This is a genomic window from Streptomyces sp. NPDC127092, assembly GCF_042722475.1.
Taxonomy (GTDB): Bacteria; Actinomycetota; Actinomycetes; order Streptomycetales; family Streptomycetaceae; genus Streptomyces.
Window position 1 is genome coordinate 102661 of sequence record NZ_JBHXFE010000007.1, and the last position, 25903, is coordinate 128563.

At 69.6% G+C, this 25903-nt stretch carries 25 protein-coding genes and 4 tRNA genes; 9 read left to right on the plus strand and 20 right to left on the minus strand.

What is annotated here, in order from left to right; genetic code table 11:
- Nucleotides 1-4 precede the first annotated feature (4 nt).
- From ACFWJO_RS08480 to ACFWJO_RS08525, 10 genes are all read right to left on the minus strand, one after another.
- Complete coding sequence (locus tag ACFWJO_RS08480; protein WP_384411977.1) at nt 5-3904, minus strand: DNA-directed RNA polymerase subunit beta'; 3900 nt, start codon at nt 3902-3904, stop codon at nt 5-7.
- A 100-nt stretch (nt 3905-4004) separates the two neighbouring features.
- Entirely contained in the window at nt 4005-7487 is a 3483-nt protein-coding gene (rpoB, locus tag ACFWJO_RS08485) for a DNA-directed RNA polymerase subunit beta (RefSeq protein WP_384411979.1), read from the minus strand.
- Between the two features lie 545 nt (nt 7488-8032).
- Complete coding sequence (gene rplL, locus ACFWJO_RS08490) at nt 8033-8419, minus strand: 50S ribosomal protein L7/L12 (protein ID WP_384411981.1); 387 nt, start codon at nt 8417-8419, stop codon at nt 8033-8035.
- A 119-nt stretch (nt 8420-8538) separates the two neighbouring features.
- The gene (rplJ, locus tag ACFWJO_RS08495; RefSeq protein WP_386864002.1) at nt 8539-9069 is read right to left on the minus strand and encodes a 50S ribosomal protein L10; all 531 of its coding nucleotides are present in this window, start codon (nt 9067-9069) and stop codon (nt 8539-8541) included.
- Nucleotides 9070-9326: 257 nt separating this feature from the next.
- Nucleotides 9327-10253: a hypothetical protein gene (locus tag ACFWJO_RS08500; RefSeq protein WP_386864003.1), complete on the minus strand. Its 927-nt coding sequence runs from the start codon at nt 10251-10253 to the stop codon at nt 9327-9329.
- A gap of 167 nt (nt 10254-10420) precedes the next feature.
- Nucleotides 10421-11149, minus strand: a complete 729-nt coding sequence (rplA, locus tag ACFWJO_RS08505; protein ID WP_384411987.1) for a 50S ribosomal protein L1 — start codon at nt 11147-11149, stop codon at nt 10421-10423.
- Between the two features lie 81 nt (nt 11150-11230).
- Nucleotides 11231-11665, minus strand: a complete 435-nt coding sequence (gene rplK, locus ACFWJO_RS08510) for a 50S ribosomal protein L11 (RefSeq protein ID WP_128980827.1) — start codon at nt 11663-11665, stop codon at nt 11231-11233.
- Nucleotides 11666-11824: 159 nt separating this feature from the next.
- Nucleotides 11825-12712: a transcription termination/antitermination protein NusG gene (nusG, locus tag ACFWJO_RS08515; RefSeq protein ID WP_386864004.1), complete on the minus strand. Its 888-nt coding sequence runs from the start codon at nt 12710-12712 to the stop codon at nt 11825-11827.
- A gap of 44 nt (nt 12713-12756) precedes the next feature.
- Nucleotides 12757-13044 carry a preprotein translocase subunit SecE gene (gene secE, locus ACFWJO_RS08520; RefSeq protein WP_382532579.1) on the minus strand — a complete coding sequence of 96 codons (288 nt, stop codon included), beginning with the start codon at nt 13042-13044 and terminating at the stop codon, nt 12757-12759.
- Between the two features lie 105 nt (nt 13045-13149).
- Nucleotides 13150-13222: transfer RNA gene (locus tag ACFWJO_RS08525), tRNA-Trp, on the minus strand.
- Nucleotides 13223-13460: 238 nt separating this feature from the next.
- Between ACFWJO_RS08525 and ACFWJO_RS08530 the strand changes: the two genes are divergently transcribed.
- Complete coding sequence (locus ACFWJO_RS08530; protein WP_386864005.1) at nt 13461-14687, plus strand: pyridoxal phosphate-dependent aminotransferase; 1227 nt, start codon at nt 13461-13463, stop codon at nt 14685-14687.
- Nucleotides 14688-14820: 133 nt separating this feature from the next.
- Nucleotides 14821-15855, plus strand: a complete 1035-nt coding sequence (locus ACFWJO_RS08535) for an adenosine deaminase (protein ID WP_386864006.1) — start codon at nt 14821-14823, stop codon at nt 15853-15855.
- 31 nt (nt 15856-15886) lie between these two features.
- Here the strand turns inward: ACFWJO_RS08535 and ACFWJO_RS08540 are convergent, their stop codons facing one another.
- The gene (locus tag ACFWJO_RS08540) at nt 15887-16513 is read right to left on the minus strand and encodes a TetR/AcrR family transcriptional regulator (RefSeq protein WP_386864007.1); all 627 of its coding nucleotides are present in this window, start codon (nt 16511-16513) and stop codon (nt 15887-15889) included.
- Between the two features lie 89 nt (nt 16514-16602).
- Between ACFWJO_RS08540 and ACFWJO_RS08545 the strand changes: the two genes are divergently transcribed.
- Entirely contained in the window at nt 16603-17235 is a 633-nt protein-coding gene (locus ACFWJO_RS08545; protein WP_386864008.1) for an NAD(P)-dependent oxidoreductase, read from the plus strand.
- A gap of 41 nt (nt 17236-17276) precedes the next feature.
- On the opposite strand, the gene ACFWJO_RS08550 is transcribed toward ACFWJO_RS08545, so the two are convergent.
- The 6 genes from ACFWJO_RS08550 to ACFWJO_RS08575 form a co-directional block, all read right to left on the minus strand.
- Nucleotides 17277-18383: a UDP-N-acetylmuramate dehydrogenase gene (locus tag ACFWJO_RS08550; RefSeq protein WP_386864009.1), complete on the minus strand. Its 1107-nt coding sequence runs from the start codon at nt 18381-18383 to the stop codon at nt 17277-17279.
- Nucleotides 18384-18396: 13 nt separating this feature from the next.
- The gene (locus ACFWJO_RS08555) at nt 18397-18825 is read right to left on the minus strand and encodes a MaoC family dehydratase (RefSeq protein ID WP_386864010.1); all 429 of its coding nucleotides are present in this window, start codon (nt 18823-18825) and stop codon (nt 18397-18399) included.
- Nucleotides 18826-18827: 2 nt separating this feature from the next.
- Entirely contained in the window at nt 18828-19280 is a 453-nt protein-coding gene (locus ACFWJO_RS08560) for a MaoC family dehydratase N-terminal domain-containing protein (protein WP_128980841.1), read from the minus strand.
- A 128-nt stretch (nt 19281-19408) separates the two neighbouring features.
- Complete coding sequence (rpmG, locus tag ACFWJO_RS08565; RefSeq protein ID WP_003956487.1) at nt 19409-19573, minus strand: 50S ribosomal protein L33; 165 nt, start codon at nt 19571-19573, stop codon at nt 19409-19411.
- Nucleotides 19574-19662: 89 nt separating this feature from the next.
- Nucleotides 19663-19735, minus strand: a tRNA-Met gene (locus tag ACFWJO_RS08570).
- A gap of 43 nt (nt 19736-19778) precedes the next feature.
- Nucleotides 19779-19851, minus strand: a tRNA-Thr gene (locus ACFWJO_RS08575).
- A 196-nt stretch (nt 19852-20047) separates the two neighbouring features.
- Here ACFWJO_RS08575 and ACFWJO_RS08580 point away from each other — a divergent pair.
- Entirely contained in the window at nt 20048-21328 is a 1281-nt protein-coding gene (locus tag ACFWJO_RS08580; RefSeq protein WP_386864011.1) for an amidohydrolase family protein, read from the plus strand.
- 2 nt (nt 21329-21330) lie between these two features.
- Nucleotides 21331-21987, plus strand: coding sequence for an SDR family oxidoreductase (locus ACFWJO_RS08585; RefSeq protein ID WP_386864012.1), 657 nt, complete (start codon nt 21331-21333; stop codon nt 21985-21987).
- 51 nt (nt 21988-22038) lie between these two features.
- Here the strand turns inward: ACFWJO_RS08585 and ACFWJO_RS08590 are convergent, their stop codons facing one another.
- Both ACFWJO_RS08590 and ACFWJO_RS08595 read right to left on the minus strand, forming a co-directional pair.
- Entirely contained in the window at nt 22039-22182 is a 144-nt protein-coding gene (locus ACFWJO_RS08590; RefSeq protein ID WP_386864013.1) for a hypothetical protein, read from the minus strand.
- A gap of 121 nt (nt 22183-22303) precedes the next feature.
- Nucleotides 22304-22385, minus strand: a tRNA-Tyr gene (locus ACFWJO_RS08595).
- 169 nt (nt 22386-22554) lie between these two features.
- Here ACFWJO_RS08595 and ACFWJO_RS08600 point away from each other — a divergent pair.
- The 3 genes from ACFWJO_RS08600 to ACFWJO_RS08610 all read left to right on the plus strand — a co-directional run bounded on the left by ACFWJO_RS08600 (nt 22555) and on the right by ACFWJO_RS08610 (nt 24297).
- On the plus strand, nt 22555-23046 hold the full coding sequence (locus ACFWJO_RS08600; RefSeq protein ID WP_386864014.1) for a YajQ family cyclic di-GMP-binding protein: 492 nt from the start codon (nt 22555-22557) through the stop codon (nt 23044-23046).
- Between the two features lie 66 nt (nt 23047-23112).
- Nucleotides 23113-23616, plus strand: a complete 504-nt coding sequence (locus ACFWJO_RS08605; protein ID WP_386864015.1) for a methylated-DNA--[protein]-cysteine S-methyltransferase — start codon at nt 23113-23115, stop codon at nt 23614-23616.
- Nucleotides 23617-23664: 48 nt separating this feature from the next.
- Complete coding sequence (locus ACFWJO_RS08610) at nt 23665-24297, plus strand: alpha-ketoglutarate-dependent dioxygenase AlkB family protein (protein WP_386864016.1); 633 nt, start codon at nt 23665-23667, stop codon at nt 24295-24297.
- Between the two features lie 4 nt (nt 24298-24301).
- Here ACFWJO_RS08610 and ACFWJO_RS08615 read toward each other — a convergent pair whose 3' ends face one another.
- Nucleotides 24302-24571 (minus strand): GlsB/YeaQ/YmgE family stress response membrane protein, encoded by a 270-nt coding sequence (locus ACFWJO_RS08615; protein WP_386864017.1) that lies wholly within the window; start codon nt 24569-24571, stop codon nt 24302-24304.
- Nucleotides 24572-24628: 57 nt separating this feature from the next.
- Between ACFWJO_RS08615 and ACFWJO_RS08620 the strand changes: the two genes are divergently transcribed.
- Nucleotides 24629-25861 carry an APC family permease gene (locus ACFWJO_RS08620; protein ID WP_386864018.1) on the plus strand — a complete coding sequence of 411 codons (1233 nt, stop codon included), beginning with the start codon at nt 24629-24631 and terminating at the stop codon, nt 25859-25861.
- The last annotated feature ends 42 nt before the right edge of the window (nt 25862-25903 follow it).

Consider the following 25903-nt stretch of genomic DNA (forward strand, 5'->3'; position numbering starts at 1 on the left):
CGCCTTACTGGTTGTACGGACCGTAGTCGTAGTCCTCCAGCGGAACGGCCTGGCCGGAGCCGGTGCCGAACGGCGAGTAGTCGATGTCGTCGTAGCCGACGGCCGAGTACATCGCGGCCTTGGCCTCCTCGGTCGGCTCGACCCGGATGTTGCGGTAACGGGACAGACCCGTACCGGCCGGGATGAGCTTACCGATGATGACGTTCTCCTTGAGGCCGATGAGGCTGTCGGACTTGGCGTTGATCGCCGCGTCCGTCAGAACTCGGGTCGTCTCCTGGAAGGAGGCGGCCGACAGCCAGGACTCCGTCGCCAGCGAGGCCTTGGTGATACCCATCAGCTGCGGACGGCCGGAGGCCGGGTGGCCGCCTTCCTGGACCACGCGACGGTTCTCCTGCTCGAAGCGCGAGCGCTCCACGAGCTCGCCCGGCAGCAGCTCGGCGTCACCGGACTCGATGATCGTCACGCGGCGCAGCATCTGCCGGATGATGATCTCGATGTGCTTGTCGTGGATCGACACGCCCTGCGAGTTGTAGACCTTCTGGACCTCGCCGACCAGGTGGACCTGGACGGCGCGCTGGCCGAGGATGCGCAGCACGTCGTGCGGGTTGGTGGCACCCACGGTGAGCTTCTGGCCCACCTCGACGTGGTCGCCCTCGCCCACCAGGAGACGGGCACGCTTCGAGATCGGGTAGGCCGTCTCGTCGGTGCCGTCGTCCGGGGTGACGACGATCTTCTTGGTCTTCTCGGTCTCCTCGATGCGGACGCGACCGGCCGCCTCGGAGATCGGGGCGACACCCTTGGGCTGACGGGCCTCGAAGAGCTCGACGACACGCGGCAGACCCTGGGTGATGTCGTCACCGGCCACACCACCGGTGTGGAAGGTACGCATCGTCAGCTGGGTACCGGGCTCACCGATGGACTGGGCGGCGATGATGCCGACCGCCTCACCGATGTCGACCAGCTTGCCGGTGGCCAGCGAGCGGCCGTAGCACATGGCGCAGGTGCCGACGGCGGACTCACAGGTCAGGACCGAGCGGGTCTTGACCTCCTCGACGCCCGCGTTGACGAGCTGCTCGATGAGCACGTCACCGAGGTCGACACCGGCCGGGGCCAGCACCTTGCCGTCGACGACGACGTCCTCGGCGAGGCAGCGCGCGTACACGCTGGTCTCGACGTCCTCGGCCTTGCGCAGCACGCCGGCCTCGTCCTTCGCCGCGATCCGCAGCTTCAGACCGCGGTCGGTGCCACAGTCCTCCTCGCGGATGATCACGTCCTGCGAGACGTCCACCAGACGACGGGTCAGGTAACCCGAGTCGGCGGTACGCAGGGCGGTGTCGGCGAGACCCTTACGGGCACCGTGGGTCGAGATGAAGTACTCGAGCACGGAGAGGCCCTCGCGGAACGAGGCCTTGATCGGACGCGGGATGGTCTCGTTCTTCGCGTTCGACACCAGACCACGCATACCGGCGATCTGCCGCATCTGCATCATGTTTCCTCGGGCACCCGAGTCAACCATCATGAAGATGGGGTTGGTCTTGGGGAAGTTCGCGTTCATCGCCTCGGCGACCTCGTTGGTCGCCTTGGTCCAGATCGCGATGAGCTCCTGCGTGCGCTCTTCCTTGGTGATCAGACCGCGCTCGTACTGCTTCTGGACCTTCTCGTCCTGAGCCTCGTACCCGGCGACGATCTCCTTCTTCGCCTCGGGGACGACGACGTCCGAGATGGCGACGGTGACGCCGGAACGGGTGGCCCAGTAGAAGCCGGCCGCCTTCAGGTTGTCGAGCGTCGCCGCCACGATGACCTTGGGGTAGCGCTCGGCGAGGTCGTTGACGATCTCGGAGAGCTGCTTCTTGCCGACCGAGTAGTCGACGAACGGGTAGTCCTCGGGCAGCAGCTCGTTGAAGAGCGCGCGGCCCAGGGTCGTCCGCAGACGGAACGAGTCACCCTGCTGCCACTCCGGCTCGCCCTCCTCGGCGACCGGGGGAACCCAGCCGCGCGGCGGAACGGTGCCGATCGGGAAGCGGATGTCGATCTGCGACTGCAGCGACAGCTCGCCGGCGTCGAACGCCATGATCGCCTCGGCCGTGGAGCCGAACGCGCGGCCCTCGCCCTTGACGTCACGCAGCTCGCCGTCGGTGGTGAGGAAGAACAGACCGAGGACCATGTCCTGGGTCGGCATCGTCACCGGACGGCCGTCGGCGGGCTTGAGGATGTTGTTCGAGGACAGCATCAGGATGCGGGCCTCGGCCTGCGCCTCCGCGGAGAGCGGCAGGTGGACGGCCATCTGGTCACCGTCGAAGTCCGCGTTGAACGCGGTGCAGACGAGCGGGTGGATCTGGATGGCCTTGCCCTCGACCAGCTGCGGCTCGAAGGCCTGGATGCCGAGGCGGTGCAGCGTGGGAGCACGGTTCAGCAGGACCGGGTGCTCGGCGATGACCTCTTCGAGGACGTCGTACACGACCGTGCGGCCGCGCTCGACCATCCGCTTGGCCGACTTGATGTTCTGCGCGTGGTTCAGGTCGACCAGGCGCTTCATCACGAACGGCTTGAAGAGCTCCAGCGCCATGGCCTTCGGCAGACCGCACTGGTGCAGCTTGAGCTGCGGGCCGACGACGATGACGGAACGCGCGGAGTAGTCCACACGCTTGCCGAGCAGGTTCTGACGGAATCGACCCTGCTTACCCTTCAGCATGTCGCTGAGGGACTTCAGCGGACGGTTGCCGGGGCCCGTGACCGGGCGACCACGACGGCCGTTGTCGAAGAGGGCGTCGACCGCCTCCTGGAGCATCCGCTTCTCGTTGTTCACGATGATCTCGGGGGCACCGAGGTCGAGCAGACGCTTCAGACGGTTGTTGCGGTTGATCACACGGCGGTACAGGTCGTTCAGGTCGGAGGTCGCGAAGCGGCCACCGTCGAGCTGCACCATCGGACGGAGGTCCGGCGGGATGACCGGCACGCAGTCGAGAACCATGCCCTTGGGGCTGTTCGCGGTCTGCAGGAACGCGGAGACGACCTTGAGGCGCTTGAGCGCACGGGTCTTCTTCTGGCCCTTGCCGGTACGGATGATCTCGCGGAGCTTCTCGGCCTCCTCCTCGAGGTCGAAGGACTCCAGGCGCTTCTGCAGCGCCGCGGCACCCATCGAGCCGTCGAAGTACGTGCCGAAGCGGTCACGCAGCTCGCGGTAGAGGAGCTCGTCGCCCTCCAGGTCCTGGACCTTGAGGTTCTTGAAGCGGTTCCAGACCTCGTCGAGGCGGTCGATCTCGCGCTGCGCGCGGTCGCGGAGCTGCTTCATCTCGCGCTCGGCGCCCTCGCGCACCTTGCGGCGCACGTCGGCCTTGGCACCCTCGGCCTCGAGCTCGGCCAGGTCGGACTCGAGCTTCTTGGCGCGGGCCTCCAGGTCGGAGTCGCGGCGGTTCTCGATCTGCTGGCGCTCGACGGAGACGTGCGCCTCCAGCGAGGGCAGGTCGCGCGTACGGCGCTCGTCGTCGACGTACGTGATCATGTACGCCGCGAAGTAGATGACCTTCTCCAGGTCCTTCGGGGCGAGGTCGAGCAGGTAGCCCAGACGCGACGGAACGCCCTTGAAGTACCAGATGTGCGTGACGGGGGCGGCCAGCTCGATGTGGCCCATCCGCTCACGGCGCACCTTGGCGCGGGTGACCTCGACGCCACACCGCTCACAGATGATGCCCTTGAAGCGGACGCGCTTGTACTTGCCGCAGTAGCACTCCCAGTCCCGGGTCGGACCGAAGATCTTCTCGCAGAAGAGTCCGTCCTTCTCGGGCTTCAGGGTGCGGTAGTTGATGGTCTCCGGCTTCTTGACCTCGCCGTGGCTCCACTGACGGATGTCGTCAGCGGTGGCCAGACCGATCCGGAGCTCGTCGAAGAAGTTGACGTCGAGCACTATGCGTCAATCCCTCTCAGGGTTGTAAGGCTGTGGGTCTGATACGGGGGTCCTGGGGCCGGCCGGGGGCTCATTGCTGAGCCCCCGTACCGGACTCCCGTCAGACCTCTTCGACGCTGCTCGGCTCGCGCCGGGACAGGTCGATACCGAGCTCCTCCGCAGCGCGGAAGACGTCCTCGTCGGTGTCGCGCATCTCGATGGACATGCCGTCCGAGGACAGCACCTCCACGTTGAGGCACAGGGACTGCATCTCCTTGATGAGCACCTTGAAGGACTCGGGGATGCCGGGCTCAGGGATGTTCTCGCCCTTGACGATGGCCTCGTAGACCTTCACGCGGCCGGTGACGTCGTCGGACTTGATCGTCAGCAGCTCCTGGAGGGCGTAGGCGGCGCCGTAAGCCTCGAGCGCCCACACCTCCATCTCACCGAAGCGCTGACCACCGAACTGGGCCTTACCACCCAGCGGCTGCTGGGTGATCATCGAGTACGGGCCGGTCGAGCGGGCGTGCAGCTTGTCGTCGACCAGGTGGTGGAGCTTGAGGATGTACATGTACCCGACCGAGATCGGGTCCGGGAACGGCTCGCCGGAGCGGCCGTCGAACAGACGCGCCTTGCCGGAGGGGAGCACCATGCGCTCGCCGTCGCGGTTCGGGATGGTGTGCTGGAGCAGACCCGCGAGCTCGTCCTCACGCGCACCGTCGAAGACCGGGGTGGCGACGTTGGTGCCGGGGGCGACCTTGTCGGCACCGATGGCCTGGAGGCGCTGCGCCCACTCGTCGGCGAGGCCGGAGACGTCCCAGCCGCGGCTGGCGAGCCAGCCGAGGTGGATCTCCAGGACCTGTCCCGGGTTCATTCGGGACGGCACACCGAGCGGGTTGAGGATGATGTCGACCGGAGTTCCGTCCTCGAGGAACGGCATGTCCTCGATGGGCAGGATCTTGGAGATGACACCCTTGTTGCCGTGGCGGCCGGCGAGCTTGTCACCGTCGGTGATCTTGCGCTTCTGGGCGACGTAGACGCGGACCAGCTGGTTCACGCCCGGGGGAAGCTCGTCGCCCTCCTCGCGGTCGAAGACGCGGACGCCGATGACCTTGCCGGTCTCGCCGTGCGGGACCTTCAGCGAGGTGTCACGGACCTCACGGGCCTTCTCACCGAAGATCGCGCGGAGCAGGCGCTCCTCCGGGGTCAGCTCGGTCTCACCCTTCGGGGTGACCTTGCCGACCAGGATGTCGCCGGCGACGACCTCGGCACCGATGCGGATGATGCCGCGCTCGTCGAGGTCGGCGAGGACCTCCTCGGAGACGTTCGGGATGTCCCGGGTGATCTCCTCGGGGCCGAGCTTGGTGTCACGGGCGTCGACCTCGTGCTCCTCGATGTGGATCGAGGAGAGGACGTCGTCCTGCACGAGGCGCTGCGACAGGATGATCGCGTCCTCGTAGTTGTGACCCTCCCACGGCATGAACGCGACGAGCAGGTTCTTGCCGAGGGCCATCTCGCCCTCTTCGGTGGCGGGACCGTCGGCCAGGACCTGGCCCTCGATCACGCGGTCGCCCTCGGAGACGACGACCTTCTGGTTGACCGAGGTGCCCTGGTTCGAGCGGGAGAACTTGGCCAGGCGGTACGTGATGTAGGTGCCGTCGTCGTTGGCCACGGTGATGTAGTCCGCGGACAGCTCCTGGATGACACCGTCCTTCTCGGCCTTGAGCACGTCGCCGGCGTCGGTGGCGCAGCGGTACTCCATGCCGGTGCCGACGAGCGGGGCCTCCGCCTTGATGAGCGGAACGGCCTGGCGCATCATGTTCGCGCCCATGAGGGCACGGTTGGCGTCGTCGTGCTCGAGGAAGGGGATCATGGCGGTCGCGACCGACACCATCTGGCGCGGCGAGACGTCCATGTAGTCGACCTCGGACGGCTCGACGTAGTCGACCTCGCCGCCACGCTTGCGGACCAGGACGCGGTTCTCCGTGAAGCGGAGGTTCTCGTCGAGGGTCGCGTTCGCCTGGGCGATGACGAAGCGGTCCTCCTCGTCGGCGGTGACGTAGTCGACCTCGTCGGTGACCTTGCCGTCGACGACCTTGCGGTACGGCGTCTCGATGAAGCCGAACGGGTTGATCCGGCCGTACGAGGCGAGCGAACCGATCAGACCGATGTTCGGGCCTTCGGGGGTCTCGATCGGGCACATGCGTCCGTAGTGGGACGGGTGCACGTCTCGGACCTCGAAGCCGGCCCGCTCACGGGACAGACCACCGGGACCCAGCGCCGAGAGACGACGCTTGTGCGTCAGACCCGACAGCGGGTTGTTCTGGTCCATGAACTGCGACAGCTGGCTGGTGCCGAAGAACTCCTTGATGGAGGCGACGACCGGCCGGATGTTGATCAGGGTCTGCGGCGTGATCGCCTCGACGTCCTGGGTGGTCATGCGCTCGCGCACGACGCGCTCCATACGGGCGAGACCCGTACGGACCTGGTTCTGGATCAGCTCGCCGACGTTGCGCAGACGACGGTTGCCGAAGTGGTCGATGTCGTCGGCCTCGATGACGACCTCGCTGCCGTTGGCGCCGACCGTCTCGGTCTCGCCGGCGTGCAGCTTCACCAGGTACTTGATCGTGGCGATGATGTCGTCGGTGGTGAGGACGCCCGCGTCCAGCGGCTCGTCGGCACCGAGCTTCTTGTTGACCTTGTAGCGGCCGACCTTCGCGAGGTCGTAGCGCTTCGGGTTGAAGTACAGGTTCTCGAGCAGCGTCTGGGCGGCCTCGCGCGTCGGCGGCTCGCCCGGACGGAGCTTGCGGTAGATGTCGAGCAGCGCGTCGTCCTGGCCCTGGGTGTGGTCCTTCTCCAGGGTGGCGCGCATGGACTCGTACTCGCCGAACTCCTGCAGGATCTGCTCGGTGGTCCAGCCGAGCGCCTTGAGGAGGACGGTCACGGACTGCTTGCGCTTGCGGTCGATGCGCACACCGACGAGGTCGCGCTTGTCGATCTCCATCTCCAGCCAGGCACCCCGGGACGGGATGATCTTGGCGGAGAAGATGTCCTTGTCGGACGTCTTGTCGATGGAGGAGTCGAAGTAGACGCCGGGCGAACGGACGAGCTGCGACACGACGACACGCTCGGTGCCGTTGATGACGAAGGTGCCCTTGTTCGTCATGAGCGGGAAGTCGCCCATGAAGACCGTCTGGGACTTGATCTCGCCGGTCTCGTTGTTCGTGAACTCGGCGGTCACGAAGAGCGGGGCACCGTAGGTGAAGTCACGGTCCTTGCACTCGTCGATCGAGTTCTTCGGCGGCTCGAAGCGGTGGTCGCGGAAGGTCAGCGACATCGACCCGGAGAAGTCCTCGATCGGGGAGATCTCCTCGAAGATCTCCTCCAGACCGGACTTCGTGGGGACGTCCTGTCCCGACTCAAGGGCGGCCTCGACGCGAGCCTTCCACGCGGCGTTGCCGAGCAGCCAGTCGAAGCTCTCGGTCTGGAGCGCGAGGAGGTTCGGAACCTCGAGGGGCTCCTTGATCTTTGCAAAGGAGATGCGCAGCGGGGCGGTGCTGGCGCCGTTGTTCGTATTGGTCGAGGCGTTGCGCGAGGCGGCCAAGAGGGGGTCCTTCCGAGGGCTCGGACTCACTGCGCGCGTACCGGTCCCTTGCGGAGCCCCGTGGAGGACGATTCTCGATATGGCCGAAAGGCCAGGTCAGAGTGGGTCGACCAGCGAAGCGGTTGCGAGGGTATGCCCCTTGTGACGGGCAGGGGACAGCTAACAGGCAGCGCAAAGGGTCAGTGTAGCCACTTGGCCCACTGATGTCCAGGGCGTGTTCTTCTCGACCCTCGTTGTTCTCAACTCCGCGGTACCTCGCGCCGTGCGGCGCACCTCGATACTGCCCGTTCGGTCGTCGATCCATGCCTCGGAATCGGATCGTTGTGACGACGCGTCCTGAGAATTGCGCGCTGCGTGCGGTTCGTCAAGGCCCCCGCCCCTGCGCGGCGCACGGCGAAGATCACCTTACTCCGCTTCCGGGGCCCCGTACGACGGCCGCCACGCCGTCCCCGGGGACGCCGAAAGGCGACCACCCAGATGGATGATCGCCTTTCACGCTGCGAGCGTTACACGCTCAACAGAAGAGTCGCTGACGCGACGAGGTGTTACTTGACCTCGACGGCGGCACCGGCGCCCTCGAGCGCCTCCTTGGCCTTGTCAGCGGCCTCCTTGTTGACCTTCTCGAGGACCGGCTTCGGGGTGCCGTCGACGAGGTCCTTGGCCTCCTTCAGACCCAGGGAGGTCAGCTCACGCACGACCTTGATGACCTGGATCTTCTTGTCGCCGGCGCCGGTGAGGATGACGTCGAACTCGTCCTTCTCCTCGACGGCCTCGGTGGCACCGGCACCCGGGGCGCCCGGGGCGGCAACGGCGACGGCCGCGGCGGCGGTGACGTCGAACTTCTCCTCGAAGGCCTTCACGAACTCGGAGAGCTCGATGAGGGTCATCTCCTCGAACTGGGCAAGCAGCTCGTCCTGGGTGAGCTTCGCCATGATGGGCGATCCTTCCACTAATTCGGCAGGTGCCGGATGTTCATGTGAGGCGGGCGTACTGTCGGCCCGCTGTGACCCGTTCCGCCCGTATGGCGGTACGGATCAGTGCGCGAGCCGAATTACTCGGCACCGCCCTGCTCGGCCTGCTTGGCACGAAGCGCCTCCGCGGTGCGGACGAACTTCGACGGCAGAGCCTTGAGGAGCGAGGCAGTCTGGGACTGCTTGCCCTTGAAGGCGCCGGCCAGCTTGCTGAGCAGAACCTCGCGGGACTCGAGGTCCGCAAGCTTCTTGATGTCGTCGGCGGAGAGAGCCTTACCGTCAAGGACACCAGCCTTGATGATGAGGTTCGGGTTCTCCTTGGCGAAGTCACGCAGAGCCTTCGCCGACTCCACCGGGTCACCGGTGACGAAGGCGACCGCCGTCGGACCAGCGAAGTGGTCGTCGAGCGCGGTGATCCCAGCCTCGTTGGCCGCAATCTTGGTCAGCGTGTTCTTCACCACGGCGTACTGGGCGTTCTCACCGAGCGAACGGCGCAGCGTCTTGAGCTGCGCGACGGTGAGACCCCGGTACTCGGTCAGCACGGCGGCGTTGGAGCTCTGGAACGCGTCCTTGAGCTCGGCCACCGATGCAGCCTTGTTGGGCGTCGGCATAGTGCGTCAGCCTCCTTCCGGGTGATGAGGACCGCTCAGAAGGGGCTGAACAAACGAAAACGCCCCGGGCGCAGGCGCACGGGGCTCAGCTCGACCGAACCAGACGAATCCGGTACGGGAACTCCTCCACAGTCACCTGCGCGGGTCGCTCGCATCTCTCAGCGAATCCTTCGGCCGCCACGCCCTTCGGGCGCAGCGACGACCAGCGGTCTTTGGCTTCTGTGGAAGAGTACGCGACGGGGACGGCCAGGGGCAAATCAGCCCTCGGCGGTCCTGCCGGCCTCCTCGAGCATCTTGAACAGGTCGACGGTGTCCTCGGCCGGCGGCACCCGGACGGCGGCCTTGGCGGCCCCGTAGTCGGTGTAGTCCGCCCGCATGTGCACCGTGCCCTGGGCCATGGTCATGCCGACGTCCATACGGGCCGGGTAGCCGTCCTCGGTGACCCAGACCTCGGTGTCGTAGCCCTTGAGGCCGGTCTTCTTCACATTGGCCACGAGCTCGTCGTACTGCTCCTTGGAGAGGAGCTTCGACGACTTGTTGGCCTTGAGCATCTGCTCGAAGGTGAGGGTGCCCTTGTAGTGCTGGGTCTCCATGCCGTTCACCTTCTCGGCACCGACGTGCTTCAGGTTCGGGGAGTCCAGGAGCAGGGCGAGCTGCTGGGCCGGGTCCTGGTTCATGTTCTCCAGGCCGCCGGTCATCTGCTTGCGCAGGTTCTTGTCGCCGGTGGCGTCCGCGGCGGCCTTCATGTCGATCTTCATCCAGCGCTTGCCGTCCATCTTGGCGGCTGCCTGGGCGCCCAGGTCCATGTACATGACGTTGTCGCGCATGATCATGCGGACCTGCTCCGGGGCGTCGGGGTTGCCCGCGCCCAGCAGGGAGCCCTTCATGGTGATGTCCAGCGCCGCCGGGTCCCAGCCCTGGACGCCGGTCATCGTCACGGTGCCGGACCCGGCGCCGACGCCCTCCATGCTCATCGTCATGCTGACCTTGGCCGACTTGGCGGCGGACGTCTTCTCGAAGGCGGCCGTGAGCGCCTTCGTGACGTCCTCCAGGCCCTGCGCGGCCGCCTTGGCGGGCGCCTCCGCCGCGCTCCTGGCGTCGCCGTCCTGACAGCCGGCCAGGCCCGTGACGACGGCCGTGGCCGTCAGTGCGACGCCTGCGCGCTTCCACGCGGACATGCTCATTGAATCCCCACCCCTTGTGGATCGTCTTTTCTTTCCCCACCGCACCGTAACCCAGGCCCCCGACAGCGCCCGCGAAACAAAGCCGCCCCCCGCGCCTCCGGAGAGGCGCGAGGGGCGGCTTCAAGGACGCCGGAGCCCCTGTGAGGGGACTCCTGAGCCGGTCAGGCTCAGACCGCGGCCGGGTCCTCCTCGACGAGGAGGTTGCGGGTGCGGTTCGGGTCGACCGGGATGCCGGGGCCCATCGTGGTGGTGATGGCGGCCTTCTTGATGTAGCGGCCCTTGGCGGCGGACGGCTTCAGACGGAGGATCTCCTCCAGGGCCGCGCCGTAGTTCTCCACCAGCTTGGCGTCGTCGAAGGACACCTTGCCGATGATGAAGTGCAGGTTCGAGTGCTTGTCGACGCGGAACTCGATCTTGCCGCCCTTGATGTCGTTGACAGCCTTGGCGACATCGGGGGTGACGGTGCCGGTCTTCGGGTTCGGCATGAGACCACGCGGGCCGAGGACGCGGCCGAGGCGGCCGACCTTGCCCATGAGGTCCGGGGTGGCGACGACGGCGTCGAACTCGTTCAGGCGGTTGCCCTTGGAGATCTCGTCGATGAGCTCGTCGGAACCGACGATGTCGGCGCCCGCGGCGATCGCGGCCTCGGCACGGTCACCGGTCGCGAAGACCAGGACCCGGGCGGTCTTACCGGTGCCGTGCGGAAGGTTCACGGTGCCACGGACCATCTGGTCGGCCTTGCGCGGGTCGACGCCCAGACGGAAGGCCACCTCGACGGTGCCGTCGAACTTGGTGGTGGAGGTCTCCTTGGCGAGACGGACGGCCTCGAGCGGGGCGTAGAGCTTCTCCCGGTCGACCTTGGCGTCCGCAGCGCGGAGGGACTTGCTGCGCTTCACTTCTGCTCCTGTGTGTTCAGGGTGTGGAGTCGTGGTGCGGGCCAGCGCCTGGCCCTACCACTGAGGTCACGAGGGGGGTGATCAGCCCTCGACCGTGATGCCCATGGAACGGGCGGTGCCGGCGATGATCTTCGCGGCGGCGTCCAGGTCGTTGGCGTTGAGGTCGGGCATCTTGGTGGTGGCGATCTCGCGGACCTGCGCCTCGGTGATCTTGGCGACCTTGGTCTTGTGCGGCTCGCCGGAGCCCTTCTCCACGCCCGCGGCCTTGAGGATCATCTTGGCGGCCGGCGGGGTCTTGGTGATGAAGGTGAAGGAACGGTCCTCGTAGACCGTGATCTCCACCGGGATCACCCAGCCACGCTGCGACTCGGTCGCGGCGTTGTAGGCCTTGCAGAACTCCATGATGTTGACGCCGTGCTGACCCAGCGCGGGGCCGACCGGCGGGGCCGGGTTGGCCGCACCGGCGTTGATCTGGAGCTTGATAAGCCCCGTGACCTTCTTCTTCTTGGGAGGCATAGCTCTCTCCGGGTCCTAGTGAGAGTTTTCAGCCGATCCATCCGGTCATCCGGATGGAGGCATACCGCACAACGATAACGGGTATAGCTGCGCGTCCAAAAACCGAGCAGGTCAGAGCGGCTGCAGCAGCCCCTCTGACCTGTCCGGAAACTTGAGTCGTCAGTTCTTCTGGATCTGGTCGAAGCTGAGCTCGACCGGGGTCTCGCGACCGAAGATCTCGACGAGGCCCTTGACCTTCTTCGAGTCGGCGTTGATCTCGTTGATCGTGGCCTGGAGCGTGGCGAACGGGCCGTCGGTGACGGTGACCGAGTCGCCCACCTCGAAGTCCAGGACCTCGACGGTGACCTTGCGGGCCGGAGCCGGCTTGCCCTCGGCCTCGGCGGCCTCGCGGGCGGCCTTCTCCTCGGCCTCCGGGGCGAGCATCTTCACGATCTCGTCCAGGGTCAGCGGGTACGGGTCGTAGGCGTTGCCCACGAAGCCGGTGACGCCGGGCGTGTTGCGGACGACACCCCAGGACTCGTTCGTCAGGTCCATGCGGACGAGCACGTAACCGGGCAGCTTGTTCTGCCGGACGTTCTTGCGCTCGCCGTTCTTGATCTGGACGATCTCTTCCTCGGGGACCTCGGCCTGGTAGATGAACTCCTCGACGTTCAGCGAGACGGCGCGCTGCTCCAGGTTGGCCTTCACGCGCTTCTCGTAGCCCGCGTAGGTGTGGATCACGTACCACTCGCCGGGCAGCGTGCGCAGCTCCTCGCGGAGCGCGGCGATGGGGTCGACCGGAGCGGCGGGCTCGGCCTCCTCGGCCTCTTCCTCGTCCGCGAGACCGGCCTCGGCCGCCTCGTCGGACTCCTCCGACTCCTCGGCCTCCTCCTCGGCGGCCTCGACGTCGGCGACCTCGGTGCCGTCGTCCTCGGCGTCGGTCTCCTCGACCTCGCCGATTTCGGCGTCAGCAGCGTCCGCCTGCTCCTCGTCGGCCGCCTCGACGATGTCCAGCTCGTCCTCGACGGACTCGGACTCGAAGGCGTCGTTCAGGTTCGCGTCAGACACGGTGGCTGCTTCTTCCTGCGCTACAGATGGGGTGGAACAAAAAGTCAGCCGAAGACGTACTTGACTGCTTCCTGGAAGCCATAGTCAATCACGGTCACGAGGCCGATCATGATGACAACGAAGACAATCACCACAGTGGTGTACGTCGTCAGCTGGCTGCGAGTGGGCCAGACGACCTTGCGGAGTTCCGCGATGACCTGGCGGTAGAACAGCGCGAGGCGGCCCAGAGGGCCCTTCTTACCGCGCTTGCCGCCCTTCCGGGCCTTCTTCTTCGACTCGGGAGCTGCGTCCTCGGCGTCAGGCATGTCGATGGAGCCTACGGCATCCGTCACGATGTCTCACCTGATTCCGGGTCGTGGCCGTGCCGCGCCCGGAATGGAGCCGCACGGCGGTGCAAGGAGTACGTACATGCGCACACAACCTGGCGGTGTGTGTAGCAGGGCCGGAGGGACTTGAACCCCCAACCGCCGGTTTTGGAGACCGGTGCTCTACCAATTGAGCTACGACCCTTTGTGGCTTCCCCAACCTACCGCATCGTGAGATGTGGTCGGTGCGGGGCCAACGAGCAGTGAGTGTACGTGGTCTTGGGCCCCTACGTCGAACAGAAACGGCTCCGACCTGCCACAGGGTCCTCGGAAAGGGCCTCCACAGGGCCTCCACGCCGTGCGTACGACCGGGAATGACCGGTCCTGTCCGCTCAGTGAAACCTGTGTGCCGGGCCAGGACGGGGTCTGGGACGATGGGCCGCATGAGCGCTGCTACCCCTCCCACCGAGCGCCGGGTCTCCGCCCGGATCGGTGCGATCTCCGAGTCCGCCACCCTCGCCGTCGACGCCAAGGCCAAGGCCCTCAAGGCCGCCGGGCGACCGGTCATCGGTTTCGGCGCGGGTGAGCCCGACTTCCCGACGCCGGACTACATCGTCGAGGCGGCCGTCGAGGCCTGCAAGAACCCCAAGTACCACCGCTACACGCCGGCCGGCGGTCTGCCCGAGCTCAAGGCCGCGATCGCCGCGAAGACCCTGCGCGACTCCGGCTACGAGGTCGACGCCTCCCAGGTCCTGGTGACCAACGGCGGCAAGCAGGCCATCTACGAGGCGTTCGCCGCGATCCTCGACCCGGGCGACGAGGTCATCGTCCCCGCGCCGTACTGGACGACCTACCCGGAGTCGATCCGCCTCGCCGGCGGTGTCCCGGTGGAGGTCGTCGCCGACGAGACCACCGGCTACCGGGTGTCGGTGGAGCAGCTGGAGGCCGCGCGCACGGAGCGGACCAAGGTCGTCCTCTTCGTCTCGCCGTCGAACCCGACCGGCGCCGTCTACAGCGAGGCCGAGACCGAGGCGATCGGCCGCTGGGCCGTCGAGCACGGCCTGTGGGTCCTCACCGACGAGATCTACGAGCACCTGGTGTACGGCGGTGCCACCGCCGCGTCCCTGCCGGCGGTCCTGCCGGAGCTGCGCGACAAGTGCATCGTCGTGAACGGTGTCGCCAAGACGTACGCGATGACGGGCTGGCGCGTGGGCTGGATCATCGGCCCGAAGGACGTCGTGAAGGCCGCGACCAACCTGCAGTCGCACGCCACCTCCAACGTCTCCAACGTGGCGCAGGTCGCCGCGCTCGCCGCCGTCTCGGGCGACCTGGAAGCGGTCAAGGAGATGGGCAAGGCCTTCGACCGCCGCCGCCAGACCATCGTGCGGATGCTCAACGAGATCGAGGGCGTGCTCTGCCCGACGCCGGAGGGCGCGTTCTACGTGTACCCGTCGGTGAAGGCGCTGCTGGGCAAGGAGATCCGCGGCAGGCGCCCGCAGGACTCCGTCGAGCTGGCCGCGCTGATCCTGGACGAGGCCGAGGTCGCGGTCGTCCCGGGCGAGGCCTTCGGCACGCCGGGCTACCTGCGGCTGTCGTACGCGCTGGGCGACGAGGACCTGGTGGAGGGCGTGTCCCGGATCCAGAAGCTGCTTGCCGAGGCGCGCGACTGACCGGGTAGGAACGCTCCCACCCGGCCGCGGGCCCCTGGTTCTCCGGAACCGGGGGCCCGTTTTTGCGTTCTAGCAAGGTCCCGATCGGGGAAACGGACTGTATTCGTCCATTCGGGTAAGGCAGGATCGGCCAATGGAGCACCTTCCTCACCGCGACCTCAGTCTGCTGCCCAAGGCGCATCTGCACCTGCACTTCACGGGCTCGATGCGGCCCACGACCCTCCTCGAACTGGCCGACAAGTACGGGGTGCACCTCCCCGAGGCACTGAGCAGCGGCACTCCGCCCAGGCTGCGGGCCACGGACGAGCGGGGCTGGTTCCGCTTCCAGCGGCTCTACGACATCGCCCGCTCCTGCCTGCGCGAGCCCGAGGACATCCGGCGTCTGGTGCGCGAGGCGGCCCAGGAGGACGTGGCGGACGGCTCCGGCTGGCTGGAGATCCAGGTCGACCCGACCTCGTACGCACCGCTGCTCGGCGGTCTGATCCCGGCCCTGGAGATCATCCTCGACGCGGTGGACACGGCTTCGCGCGAGACCGGGCTGGGAATGCGGGTGCTGGTCGCCGCGAACCGCATGAAGCACCCGCTGGAGGCGCGCACCCTCGCCCGCCTCGCCGTGCGGTACGCGGACCGGGGCGTGGTCGGCTTCGGGCTCTCCAACGACGAGCGGCGCGGCATGGCCCGCGACTTCGACCGGGCGTTCGCCATCGCCCGCGAGGGCGGCCTCCTCGCGGCCCCGCACGGCGGCGAGCTGACCGGCCCCTCGTCCGTACGGGACTGCCTGGACGACCTGCGGGCGGCCCGCGTCGGGCACGGCGTACGGGCGGCCGAGGACCCGCGGCTGCTGCGCAGGCTCGCGGAGCGCCAGGTCACCTGCGAGGTGTGCCCCTCGTCCAACGTGGCGCTCGGCGTGTACGAGAAGCCGGAGGACGTGCCGCTGCGCACCCTCTTCGACGCCGGGGTCCCGATGGCCCTGGGTGCGGACGACCCGCTGCTCTTCGGCTCGCGGCTGGCCGCCCAGTACGAGGTCGCCCGCCGGCACCACGGCTTCACGGACGAGGAGCTGGCGGAGCTGGCCCGGCAGTCGGTGCGCGGCTCGGCGGCGCCCGAGGACGTCAGGCAGAAGCTGCTGTCCGGGATCGACGACTGGCTGGCGGCGCCGGCCGGCTGAACCGCGCGGGCGGGGCGCGCCGCCGTGCCCGTCAGCCGAGCCCGCGCATCAGGGTGCGGGCGATCGAGCGCGCGAACGTGTCGAGGTCCTGCGGCGGGCGGCCGTCCGGGGTCATGTCGTACGCGAAGGCGCGCTGGGCGCAGGCCCCGAGGAGGAGGGCGGCGGCGGCCTGCGGGTCGGCGCCGGCGGCGATCCTGCCGCGCCGCTGTTCGGCGCGGAGGTAGTCGGCGAGGCCCTCGATGGGCTTGTGGGGGCCGGTGCCGAGGCGCCGCAGGGCGTCGTCGTGGCGGCGCTTGAGCTGCGGCTCGGCGTAGAGGGAGGCGGCCATCGCGAAGGTCTCCTGGTAGAAGAGCGCGGCCCTGCGGGCGACCTGGACGAGGTTCTCCTCCACTCCGGAGGCTTCGGCTCCGGGGGTCTCGGCGCCGGCGGGCTCTGCGTCGGGGGCGAGGGTGCCGAGGAGGTCGCCGAGCCGCGGCAGCCGTTCGTCCAGGACGGTGACGAACAGCTCCTCCTTGCTCGGGAAGTACTTGTAGAGCGCGGCCTCGGAGCAGCCCGCCGCCTTGGCGATCTGCTTGGTGGTGGTGCGGGCGAGCCCGGCCGTGCGCAGGAGCTCGTGGGCGGCGTCGAGGATCCGGGTGCGGGTCGGCTTCTGTTCCACGAGAACTCCTGGATATCGCTTGACGGGTGAGTGAGCGCACACTCACTCTATAGGTGAGTGAACACTTACCCACCCAGGGAGGGTGCGACATGAAGCTCACCGTCTTCGGTGCGACCGGCGGCATCGGCCAGGAGATCGTCCGTCAGGGGCTGGCCGCGGGCCACGAGGTGACCGCCGTCGTCCGTGACCCGGCCCGGTTCCCCGTCACCGGCGCCCGTCTCGACGTCTTCCGCTCCGACCTCTCCGACCCGGAGTCGCTGCGCGAGGCCGTGGCGGGCCGGGACGTGGTCCTCTCCGGCCTCGGCGCCCGCACCCGCGCGGACGCGGGCGTCGCCGCGCGCCTGACCCGCTCGGTGCTGCGCGCCATGGAGGGCGCCGGGACCCGCCGCCTCCTCGTGGTCAGCGCGGCCCCCATCGGCCCGGTCCCACCGGGGCAGACGGTGCTCGACAGGGCGGTGCTGCCGATCATCAACGGCCTGTACAAGCACGTCTACGCGGACCTGCGGGAGATGGAGGCCGAGCTCGCGGCGAGCGCGACCGACTGGACGTCCGTCCGCCCGCCGAAGCTGACGAACAAGCGCCTCACCGGCCGCTACCGGAAGGCAGTCGGCGGCAACCCGTCACGCGGACGCATGATCGGGCGCGCCGACGTGGCGCACGCGATGCTGGCGATGGTCGACGACCCGGCGACGGTGAAGCAGGGCGTGGGTGTGGCGTACTGAGTACGTGGCGTACTGAGGGTGTGCGTACTGAGGCGGGGGCCTCAGATCTCGACGCCGACGGTCACCGGCTCGTTGACGAGCGTGATCCCGAAGGCGTCCCGGACGCCGGCGACGACCTCGCGGGCGAGGGCGAGCAGGTCCTCGGTGGTCGCCTCGCCGCGGTTGGTGAGGGCGAGGGTGTGCTTGGTGGAGATCCGGGCGGGCCCGGAGCCGTAGCCCTTGGTGAAGCCCGCCTTGTCGATCAGCCAGGCGGCGGAGGTCTTGGTCAGGCCCTCCCCCGCCGGGTAGGCGGGCGGCACGGCGTCGACGCCGAGGCGCTCGGCCACGCGCGCGAGGAAGGCCTCGTGCTGCTCGGCGGTGAGGATCGGGTTGGTGAAGAAGGAGCCGGCCGACCACGTGTCGTGGTCCTCCGGGTCCAGGACCATGCCCTTGCCGGCCCGCAGCTTCAGGACCGTCTCCCGCGCCCGCTCCAGCGGCACCCGGTCGCCCGCCTCGACGCCGAGGGCCCGGGCCGTCTCCGCGTAGGCGATCGGCGCGGAGAGGCCGCCGGCGTCCTCGAGCTCGAAGCGGACGCGGAGCACGACGTAGCGGTCGGGCTGGTCCTTGAAGAGGCTGTGGCGGTACGAGAAGGCGCACTCGGCGTTGGTGAGCGTCACCGTCTCCTCGGCCCGGCGGTCGTAGGCGACGACCTCGGTGACGGTGGCCGAGACGTCCTGCCCGTAGGCGCCCACGTTCTGGATCGGCGTGGCGCCGGCCGAGCCGGGGATCCCGGCCAGGCACTCGATCCCGGCGAGCCCGGCCTCGACGGTCCGGGCGACGGCGTCCGTCCACACCTCGCCCGCGGCGAGCTCCAGACGGGTCCCGTCGAGCGAGAAGCCGCGGGTGGCGATGTGCAGGGCGGTGCCGTCGAAGCCCTTGTCGCCGATGACCAGGTTGGAACCGCCGCCGATGACGAGCAGCGGGGTCCCGGAGGCGTCGGCCTCGCGGACCGCGGCGATCACCTCGTCGTCGGTGGTGGCCGTGACGAGCCGCGTGGCGGGGCCGCCGAGCCGGAAGGTGGTCAGGGGCGCGAGAGGGGCGTCGTGGAGAAGCTGCACGGGCACAAGGGTACGGGCCCCTCCCGTACGGAAGGGGCCCGTGCCGCTCATGGGTGGGGCGGGCTCAGGCGAGCCTGACCACGGCCCGGCTCATGCCGAGGACCTTCTGCCCGGCGCTGGTGGCGGTGAGGTCGACGCGCACCCGGCCGTCGTCCAGCTTCGCGGCGACCTTCGCGGTGACCTCGATCACGGCGCCCTCGTCGTCGTTGGGCACGACGACCGGCTTGGTGAAGCGGACGCCGTACTCGACGACGGCGGCCGGGTCGCCGGCCCAGTCGGTGACGACGCGGATCGCCTCGGCCATGGTGAACATGCCGTGGGCGATGACGTCGGGCAGGCCGACCTCCTTGGCGAACTTCTCGTTCCAGTGGATCGGGTTGAAGTCACCCGAGGCACCGGCGTACCGCACGAGCGTGGCGCGGGTCACAGGGAAGGTCTGCGCGGGCAGCTCGGTGCCGACCTCGACCTCGTCGTAGGCGATCTTCGCGGTCACGGTCAGGCCTCCTCGGGGGCGCGGGCGACGAGCTTGGTCCAGGCGGTCACGACGTGCTCGCCGCTCTCGTCGTGGACCTCGCCGCGGATGTCCAGGATGTCGTTGCCCGCGAGGGACTTGATCGCCTCGATGGTGCTGGTGACCGAGAGCCGGTCGCCGGCGCGCACCGGCCGGGTGTAGGCGAACTTCTGGTCGCCGTGCACGACGCGGCTGTAGTCGAGGCCCAGCTGCGGGTCCTCGACGACCTGGCCGGCGGCCTTGAAGGTGATCGCGAAGACGAAGGTCGGCGGGGCGACGACGTCGGGGTGACCGAGGGCCTTGGCGGCCTCCTGGTCGGTGTACGCGGGATTGGCGTCCCCGATCGCCTCGGCGAACTCGCGGATCTTCTCGCGGCCGACCTCGTACGGCGCGGTGGGCGGATAGGTCCGGCCCACGAAGGACTGGTCGAGCGCCATGGCCTCGGTACCTCCTGCTGGTCCTGCTTGCTGGTCCTGCTGAGAATGGTGCGGAATGCGGTGCGGAATGCGCGGGTAAACGACACGAGGCCGTCCCCGGCTGGGGACGGCCTCGTGTACGAGCCTGTTTAGCGCGTCTCGCGGTGCGCGGTGTGCGAGTTGCAGCGAGGGCAGTGCTTCTTCATCTCAAGACGGTCCGGGTTGTTGCGCCGGTTCTTCTTGGTGATGTAGTTCCGCTCCTTGCACTCCACGCAGGCCAGCGTGATCTTCGGGCGGACGTCGGTGGCAGCCACGTGAGTGCTCCTTGACGGACGGATGGGATGGATGAACGCATGAAAGAGTAGCCGATCGCAGGACCGACCCCACAATCGGCTACCGTGTGTAGCGGTGACCGGACTTGAACCGGTGACACAGCGATTATGAGCCGCTTGCTCTACCGACTGAGCTACACCGCTTTGATGATCCGGATCCCGCCCGAAGGCGGGTCCTTCTCACCAGAGCCCCAATACGGAATCGAACCGTAGACCTTCTCCTTACCATGGAGACGCTCTGCCGACTGAGCTATTGGGGCGAGCGAGGAAGACATTACACGGTCTCCGGCCCGACACCCAAATCCGTTTCCCGGGCACCCGCCGCAGGCACCCCCTAGGCCACTCGTGCACTCACCAGTACGACTATTGCGCTCCTCCTCGAAGGCTGCTGCGGGCGCCCCTAGGCTCGGGGCCCACGCTGCGTGATCTTGGTCTTGGCGAGCCGTGAGGAGCCCGATGTCCGCCGACAGCAAGCAGCCCCAGCCACAGCCCGACGACCGGGCCGCGGCCACCGCCGACGCCGTGTCGCTGCTGCTCTCGAACGCGCGGCTCACCGACGGCCGCACCGTCGACGTACGGCTCGGCGGCGGCCGGATCGAGGCCGTCGGCACGGCCGGCAGCCTCACCGCCGTCGGCGCCCGCGTCGACCTGGCCGGCTACCTGCTGCTGCCCGCGCCCGCCGAGCCCCACGCGCACATCGACACCGCGCTCACCGCCGACTCCCCCGGCCCCGTCTCGTACGCCCCGGACGAGGTCCAGCGCCGGGCGACCGAGGCCGCCCTGCTCCAGCTCGGACACGGCGCGACCGCGCTGCGCGCCCACGTCCGGATCGGGGACATGCACGGCCTCGGCCCGCTCGAGGCCGTGCTGCAGGCCCGGCGCTCGCTGCGCGGCCTGGCCGAGCTGTCGACCGTGGCGACGCCCCGGCTGCTGACCGGCGCGGCGGGCGCCGACGGGCTCGCGATGCTGCGGGACGCGGTGAAGATGGGCGCCGGCGTGGTCGGCGGCTGCCCGGACCTCGACCCGGATCCCACCGGCTACGTGGAGGCGCTCCTGGAGGTCGCGGCCGAGCACGGCTGCCCGGTGGACCTGCACACCGACGGCGACGACCCGGCGCGCCTGGCCCGGCTCGCGGCGATGGCCGGCGGCCTGCGCCCCGGCGTGACGATCGGCCCGTGCGCGGGGCTCGCGCGTCTCCCCGCCGACCAGGCCCGCCGGGCGGCGGACCAGCTGGCGGCGGCCGGGGTGACGGTGGTGTGCCTGCCGCAGGGCGGCTGCGGCGCCACCGAGCAGCGCGGCACGGCGCCCGTGCGGCTGCTCCGAGCCGCCGGGGTGCGGGTCGCCGCGGGCGGCGGGGCGCTGCGTGACGTGTCGAACCCGGTGGGCCGCGGTGACCCGCTGGAGGCCGCCTATCTGACGGCCTCACTGGGCGGGCTCCCGGCAGCGGAGGCGTACGGGTCGGTGAGCACCGACGCGCGGGCCGCGATGGGCCTTCCCGAGGTACGGGTGGAGGCCGGCTTCCCGGCGGAGCTGCTCGCGGTGCGGGGCGAACGGCTCGCGGGCGTGCTGTCCCTCGCGTACAGCCGGATCGTGGTGCACCGCGGCCGGGTGGTGGCCCGGACGAGCGCGGTGCGGGAGTACTGCGACTCGGCGGCGGCCCTCGACCTGCCCCGGCAGACGCGGCCCGAGCGGCCGGATTCGGGAGGCCCGGCGGGGCCGGGCGCCGTACGGTCGTGAGTATGCGCGTAGTCATCGCTGGTGGACACGGACAGATCGCCCTGCGACTCGAGCGGCTGCTGGCCGCGGGCGGGCACGAACCGGTGGGGATCATCCGCCGCCCCGAACAGGAGGCGGACCTGCGGGCGGCCGGCGCCGAGGCGGTGGTCCTGGACCTGGAGTCGGCCTCCGTCGACGAGGTCGTCGCGGCCCTAGAGGGCGCCGACGCGGCCGTGTTCGCGGCCGGCGCCGGCCCGGGCAGCGGCGCGCAGCGCAAGGAGACGGTGGACCACGGCGCGGCGGTCCTGCTCGCCGACGCGGCGGAACGGGCGGGCGTACGGCGCTTCCTGGTCGTCTCGTCCATGGGCGCCCAGTCGGGTCACGAGGGCGACGCCGTCTTCGACGCGTACCTGCGCGCCAAGGGCGCGGCGGACGACGACGTCCGCGCCCGCGAGGGCCTCGACTGGACGATCCTGCGCCCCGGCATGCTCACCGACGACGCGGGCACCGGCATGGTCCGCCTGGAGGCCTCCACGGGCCGCGGCCCGATCCCCCGCGACGACGTGGCGGCGGTCCTCGCCGAACTCCTCGACACCCCGGCCACGGCGGGCCTGACCCTGGAACTGATCTCGGGCTCGACCCCGGTCGCGGTCGCGGTCCGCGACATCGCGGGCAACTGAGCCGCCCGGCCGCAGCCGCAGCGACAGCCGCAGCCCGAACCGCGCGGACGGCTAGCCGAACACGAGGTCGCCCAGCTCGTCCAGCCAGTAGCGCACCCGGTGCCAGCGGCTGCAGAACCGCTTCGGGCGCCCCCGGCGGCGCTCGTCCAACCGCCGGTGGCAGTGCCGGCAGAGTCGCGTCTTCTGTTCCCCCATGGCCGCGACTCTAGCCGCCGCGCCCCCGCCGATCGCCCGCTCGGCGTGAACGGCCCCACATGCGCACAGCAGAACGGCCCCTGCCCTGCGTTTCCGCAGTTCAGGGGCCGTTCTCATCGCGTGGCGGCGCCAGGATTCGAACCTGGGTAGGCTAAGCCGACGGATTTACAGTCCGCTCCCATTGGCCACTCGGGCACACCGCCATGGGATCGCTGCCTCGGAGCCGCTTTTCGGCGGTGCTCCCTGGCAACGACGTAAACAATACCTGATCCCCAGGGGTGCTTCGCCACCGGATTGATCTCGGGTTCGCGGCCGTCCCGGTGGCTACGCTTTGTGCCGTACCCAATGCATCCGAGCAAGGAGCCTCACCTCATGGCCGACTCCAGTTTCGACATCGTCTCCAAGGTCGAGCGGCAGGAGGTCGACAACGCCCTCAACCAGGCCGCGAAGGAGATCACGCAGCGCTACGACTTCAAGGGCACCAACGCCTCGATCTCCTGGTCGGGCGAGAAGATCCTGATGCAGGCGAACGGCGAGGAGCGGGTCAAGGCGATCCTCGACATCTTCCAGTCCAAGCTGATCAAGCGGGGCATCTCGCTGAAGTCGCTGGACGTGGAGGGCGACCCGCAGCTGTCCGGCAAGGAGTACAAGCTCTTCGCCTCCATCCAGGAGGGCATCTCCCAGGAGAACGCGAAGAAGGTCGCCAAGGTCATCCGCGACGAGGGCCCCAAGGGCGTCAAGGCGCAGGTGCAGGGCGACGAGCTGCGGGTCAGCTCGAAGAGCCGGGACGACCTGCAGGCCGTCATCGCGCTGCTCAAGGGCAAGGACTTCGACTTCGCCCTGCAGTTCGTGAACTACCGGTAGGACTGTCCGAGTGCCGTGTCCGAAAACCGCCAGCCCCGCTGCGGGTGGGGCTCGCACACTGGACGCATGACGACGAACAGCACTCTCTACGCCCACGTCGACGGCCCCCTCGGCACGATGCTCCTGGTGGGGCGGGTCGCCGACGGGGGTTCCCTCGTGCTGCGGTCGCTGTCGCTGGAGGGCCAGAAGGGCGGCGTCCTCGTCGAGGACGGATGGACGTGTGACCCGGCGGCGTTCGAGGAGGTCGCGGGGCAGCTCGACGCGTACTTCGCCGGGCGGCGCGAGGGCTTCGACATCCCGTACGAGGAGTCCGGGACCGATTTCCAGCGCGCCGTCTGGAAGGCCCTGGAGGAGATCCCGTACGGCGCGACCGTCTCGTACGGGGACATCGCCCGCCGGGTCGGCTCGTCCGGCGCCGGCGTGCGGGCCGTGGGCACCGCGATCGGGCGCAATCCACTGCTCGTGGTGCGGCCCTGCCACCGGGTGATCGGGGCCGACGGCAGCCTGCGCGGCTACGCGGCCGGGCTGGACCGCAAGGAGCGGCTGCTGCACCTGGAGAGCGGTGTCTGACGGACTGTTCCCGCGCAGCGGAGCGAACCGGCGCCGGGCGCGGTGCACGTGCCGGGCTGGCTGCCGTTCGAGCGACAGCGGGAACTGGTCGCCGCCTGCCGGGAGTTCGGGCGGGGGCCGGCCGCGTACGAGCACACGGTCCTGCCCGGCGGCGGGGTGATGTCCGTGCGCTCGCTCTGCCTCGGGCGGCGCTGGGTGCCGTACCGCTATCTCGGCCCCGAGGAGAACCTCCTCCCCCTGCCGGACTGGCTCGTCGAGCTGGGACGCGAGGCGCTGGCCGACGCGTACGGGACGCACGGGGCGGCGGGCACGGACGGCGGTCCGCACGGCCTTTTCTCGCCGGACACCGCGCTCGTGAACTTCTACGCCGACGGCGCGAAGATGGGCATGCACCAGGACAGGGAGGAGCGATCGCCCGCTCCCGTCGTGTCGTTGAGCCTCGGCGACACCTGCGTGTTCCGGCTCGGCAACGCCGAGAACCGCGGACGGCCCTGGACCGACGTGGAGTTGGCCTCCGGCGACCTGCTCGTCTTCGGCGGGCCGTCCCGCCTCGCGTACCACGGCGTCCCCAAGGTGTACGCGGGCAGCGCCGATCCCGCCCTGGGGCTCGCCGGACGGCTCAACATCACGCTGAGGGAGACGGGGCTCCAGGGCGGGACACGCCCCGGAGCTCCGACATGAGGCCCTAGCGCTCGCGCGAGTGGCCGAAGAGGATCCGGTAGCCGATCAGCAACACCAGCGAGCCGCCGATCGCCGACAGCCAGGTCGCCCCGTCGTAGAAGTCCTGGGCGACGGGCCGGTCCAGGAAGCGGGCCGACAGCCACCCGCCGAGGAACGCGCCGACCACGCCGATGACCGTCGTGCCGATCAGGCCGCCCGGATCGCGGCCCGGCAGCAGGACCTTGGCGATGACCCCGGCGATCAGTCCGAGAACTATCCAGCTGACGATGCTCATGCCCAGGAGGACGCCCGGCGGTCCCGAGCGGTTGCCGCACCCTCTAGTGTGCGGGGCATGACACAGGAACTGCGCCGCACTCTCGGAGTCTTCGACGCCGTCGTGATCGGGCTCGGCTCGATGGTCGGCGCCGGGATCTTCGCGGCGCTCGGGCCCGCGGCACGCGCGGCCGGCCCCGGACTGCTGCCGGCGCTCGGCGTCGCCGCCGTCGTCGCCTACTGCAACGCCATGGCGTCGGCCCGGCTCGCCGCCCGCTACCCCGCGTCCGGCGGCACCTACGTGTACGGCCGCGAACGGCTCGGCCCGTTCTGGGGCCACCTCGCGGGCTGGGCCTTCGTCGTCGGCAAGACCGCCTCCTGCGCGGCGATGGCGCTCACCGTCGGCGCGTACGTGTGGCCCGGGCACGCCCACGCGGTGGCCGTCGCCGCCGTGGTCGCCCTGACCGCCGTCAACTACACCGGCGTGCAGAAGTCCGCGCTGCTCACCCGGGTGATCGTCGCGATCGTGCTCGCCGTCCTCGCGGCGGTCGTCGTGGCCGCCGCCGGGGCCGGGGAGGCCGGACGGCTCGCGCTCGACGGGGACATTCCCGCGGGCGGCGTGCTCCAGGCCGCCGGGCTGCTGTTCTTCGCCTTCGCCGGGTACGCGCGGATCGCGACGCTCGGCGAGGAGGTCCGCGACCCGGAGCGGACCATCCCGCGGGCCGTGCCGCTCGCCCTCGGCATCGCGCTCGCCGTCTACGCGGCCGTCGCCGTGACCGTGCTCGGCGTCCTCGGACCGGAGGGCCTGGCCGCCTCCCCCGCGCCGCTCGCGGACGCGGCGCGGGCGGCCGGGGCGGACTGGCTGGTGCCCGTGGTCACCGTGGGCGCGGCGGTCGCCGCCCTGGGCTCGCTGCTCTCGCTGATCCTCGGCGTGTCGCGGACGACCCTCGCCATGGCCAGGGACGGCCACCTGCCGGCCACGCTCGCCGCCGTCCATCCGCGCTTCGCGGTGCCGCACCACGCGGAGCTCGCGGTGGGCGCGGTGGTGGCCGTGGTGGCGGCCACGGCGGACGTGCGCGGCGCGATCGGCTTCTCGTCGTTCGCCGTGCTGGTCTACTACGGGATCGCCAACGCCTCCGCCTGGACCCTGGGGCACCGCGAGCGGCCGCTGGCCGTGCTCGGCCTGGCCGGCTGCGCGGCGCTCGCGTTCTCCCTGCCGCCGGCCGCCGTCCTGGCGGGTCTCGGCGTGCTCGCGGTCGGGGTGGTGGCCCACGCGGTCAGCCGCGGCCGGCACGAGCCGCCGCGAACCTGACCCTGACGCCGACCCCTCACCCCTGACCCTGCCCGTACGGGG

Excerpts from the sequence above, each read along its gene's own strand:
- ACFWJO_RS08560 (WP_128980841.1), bottom strand. The coding sequence starts at position 19,280 with ATGGCGCTCGACCAGTCCTTCGTGGGCCGGACCTATCCGCCCACCGCG.
- ACFWJO_RS08580 (WP_386864011.1), top strand. The coding sequence starts at position 20,048 with ATGTCCGCCGACAGCAAGCAGCCCCAGCCACAGCCCGACGACCGGGCC.
- ACFWJO_RS08545 (WP_386864008.1), top strand. The coding sequence starts at position 16,603 with ATGAAGCTCACCGTCTTCGGTGCGACCGGCGGCATCGGCCAGGAGATC.
- rplL (WP_384411981.1), bottom strand. The coding sequence starts at position 8,419 with ATGGCGAAGCTCACCCAGGACGAGCTGCTTGCCCAGTTCGAGGAGATG.
- rplJ (WP_386864002.1), bottom strand. The coding sequence starts at position 9,069 with ATGCCGACGCCCAACAAGGCTGCATCGGTGGCCGAGCTCAAGGACGCG.
- ACFWJO_RS08605 (WP_386864015.1), top strand. The coding sequence starts at position 23,113 with ATGACGACGAACAGCACTCTCTACGCCCACGTCGACGGCCCCCTCGGC.
- ACFWJO_RS08535 (WP_386864006.1), top strand. The coding sequence starts at position 14,821 with ATGGAGCACCTTCCTCACCGCGACCTCAGTCTGCTGCCCAAGGCGCAT.
- rplK (WP_128980827.1), bottom strand. The coding sequence starts at position 11,665 with ATGCCTCCCAAGAAGAAGAAGGTCACGGGGCTTATCAAGCTCCAGATC.
- ACFWJO_RS08590 (WP_386864013.1), bottom strand. The coding sequence starts at position 22,182 with ATGGGGGAACAGAAGACGCGACTCTGCCGGCACTGCCACCGGCGGTTG.
- ACFWJO_RS08585 (WP_386864012.1), top strand. The coding sequence starts at position 21,331 with ATGCGCGTAGTCATCGCTGGTGGACACGGACAGATCGCCCTGCGACTC.
- ACFWJO_RS08615 (WP_386864017.1), bottom strand. The coding sequence starts at position 24,571 with ATGAGCATCGTCAGCTGGATAGTTCTCGGACTGATCGCCGGGGTCATC.
- ACFWJO_RS08530 (WP_386864005.1), top strand. The coding sequence starts at position 13,461 with ATGAGCGCTGCTACCCCTCCCACCGAGCGCCGGGTCTCCGCCCGGATC.
- ACFWJO_RS08500 (WP_386864003.1), bottom strand. The coding sequence starts at position 10,253 with ATGAGCATGTCCGCGTGGAAGCGCGCAGGCGTCGCACTGACGGCCACG.
- ACFWJO_RS08600 (WP_386864014.1), top strand. The coding sequence starts at position 22,555 with ATGGCCGACTCCAGTTTCGACATCGTCTCCAAGGTCGAGCGGCAGGAG.
- ACFWJO_RS08620 (WP_386864018.1), top strand. The coding sequence starts at position 24,629 with ATGACACAGGAACTGCGCCGCACTCTCGGAGTCTTCGACGCCGTCGTG.
- ACFWJO_RS08550 (WP_386864009.1), bottom strand. The coding sequence starts at position 18,383 with ATGAGCGGCACGGGCCCCTTCCGTACGGGAGGGGCCCGTACCCTTGTG.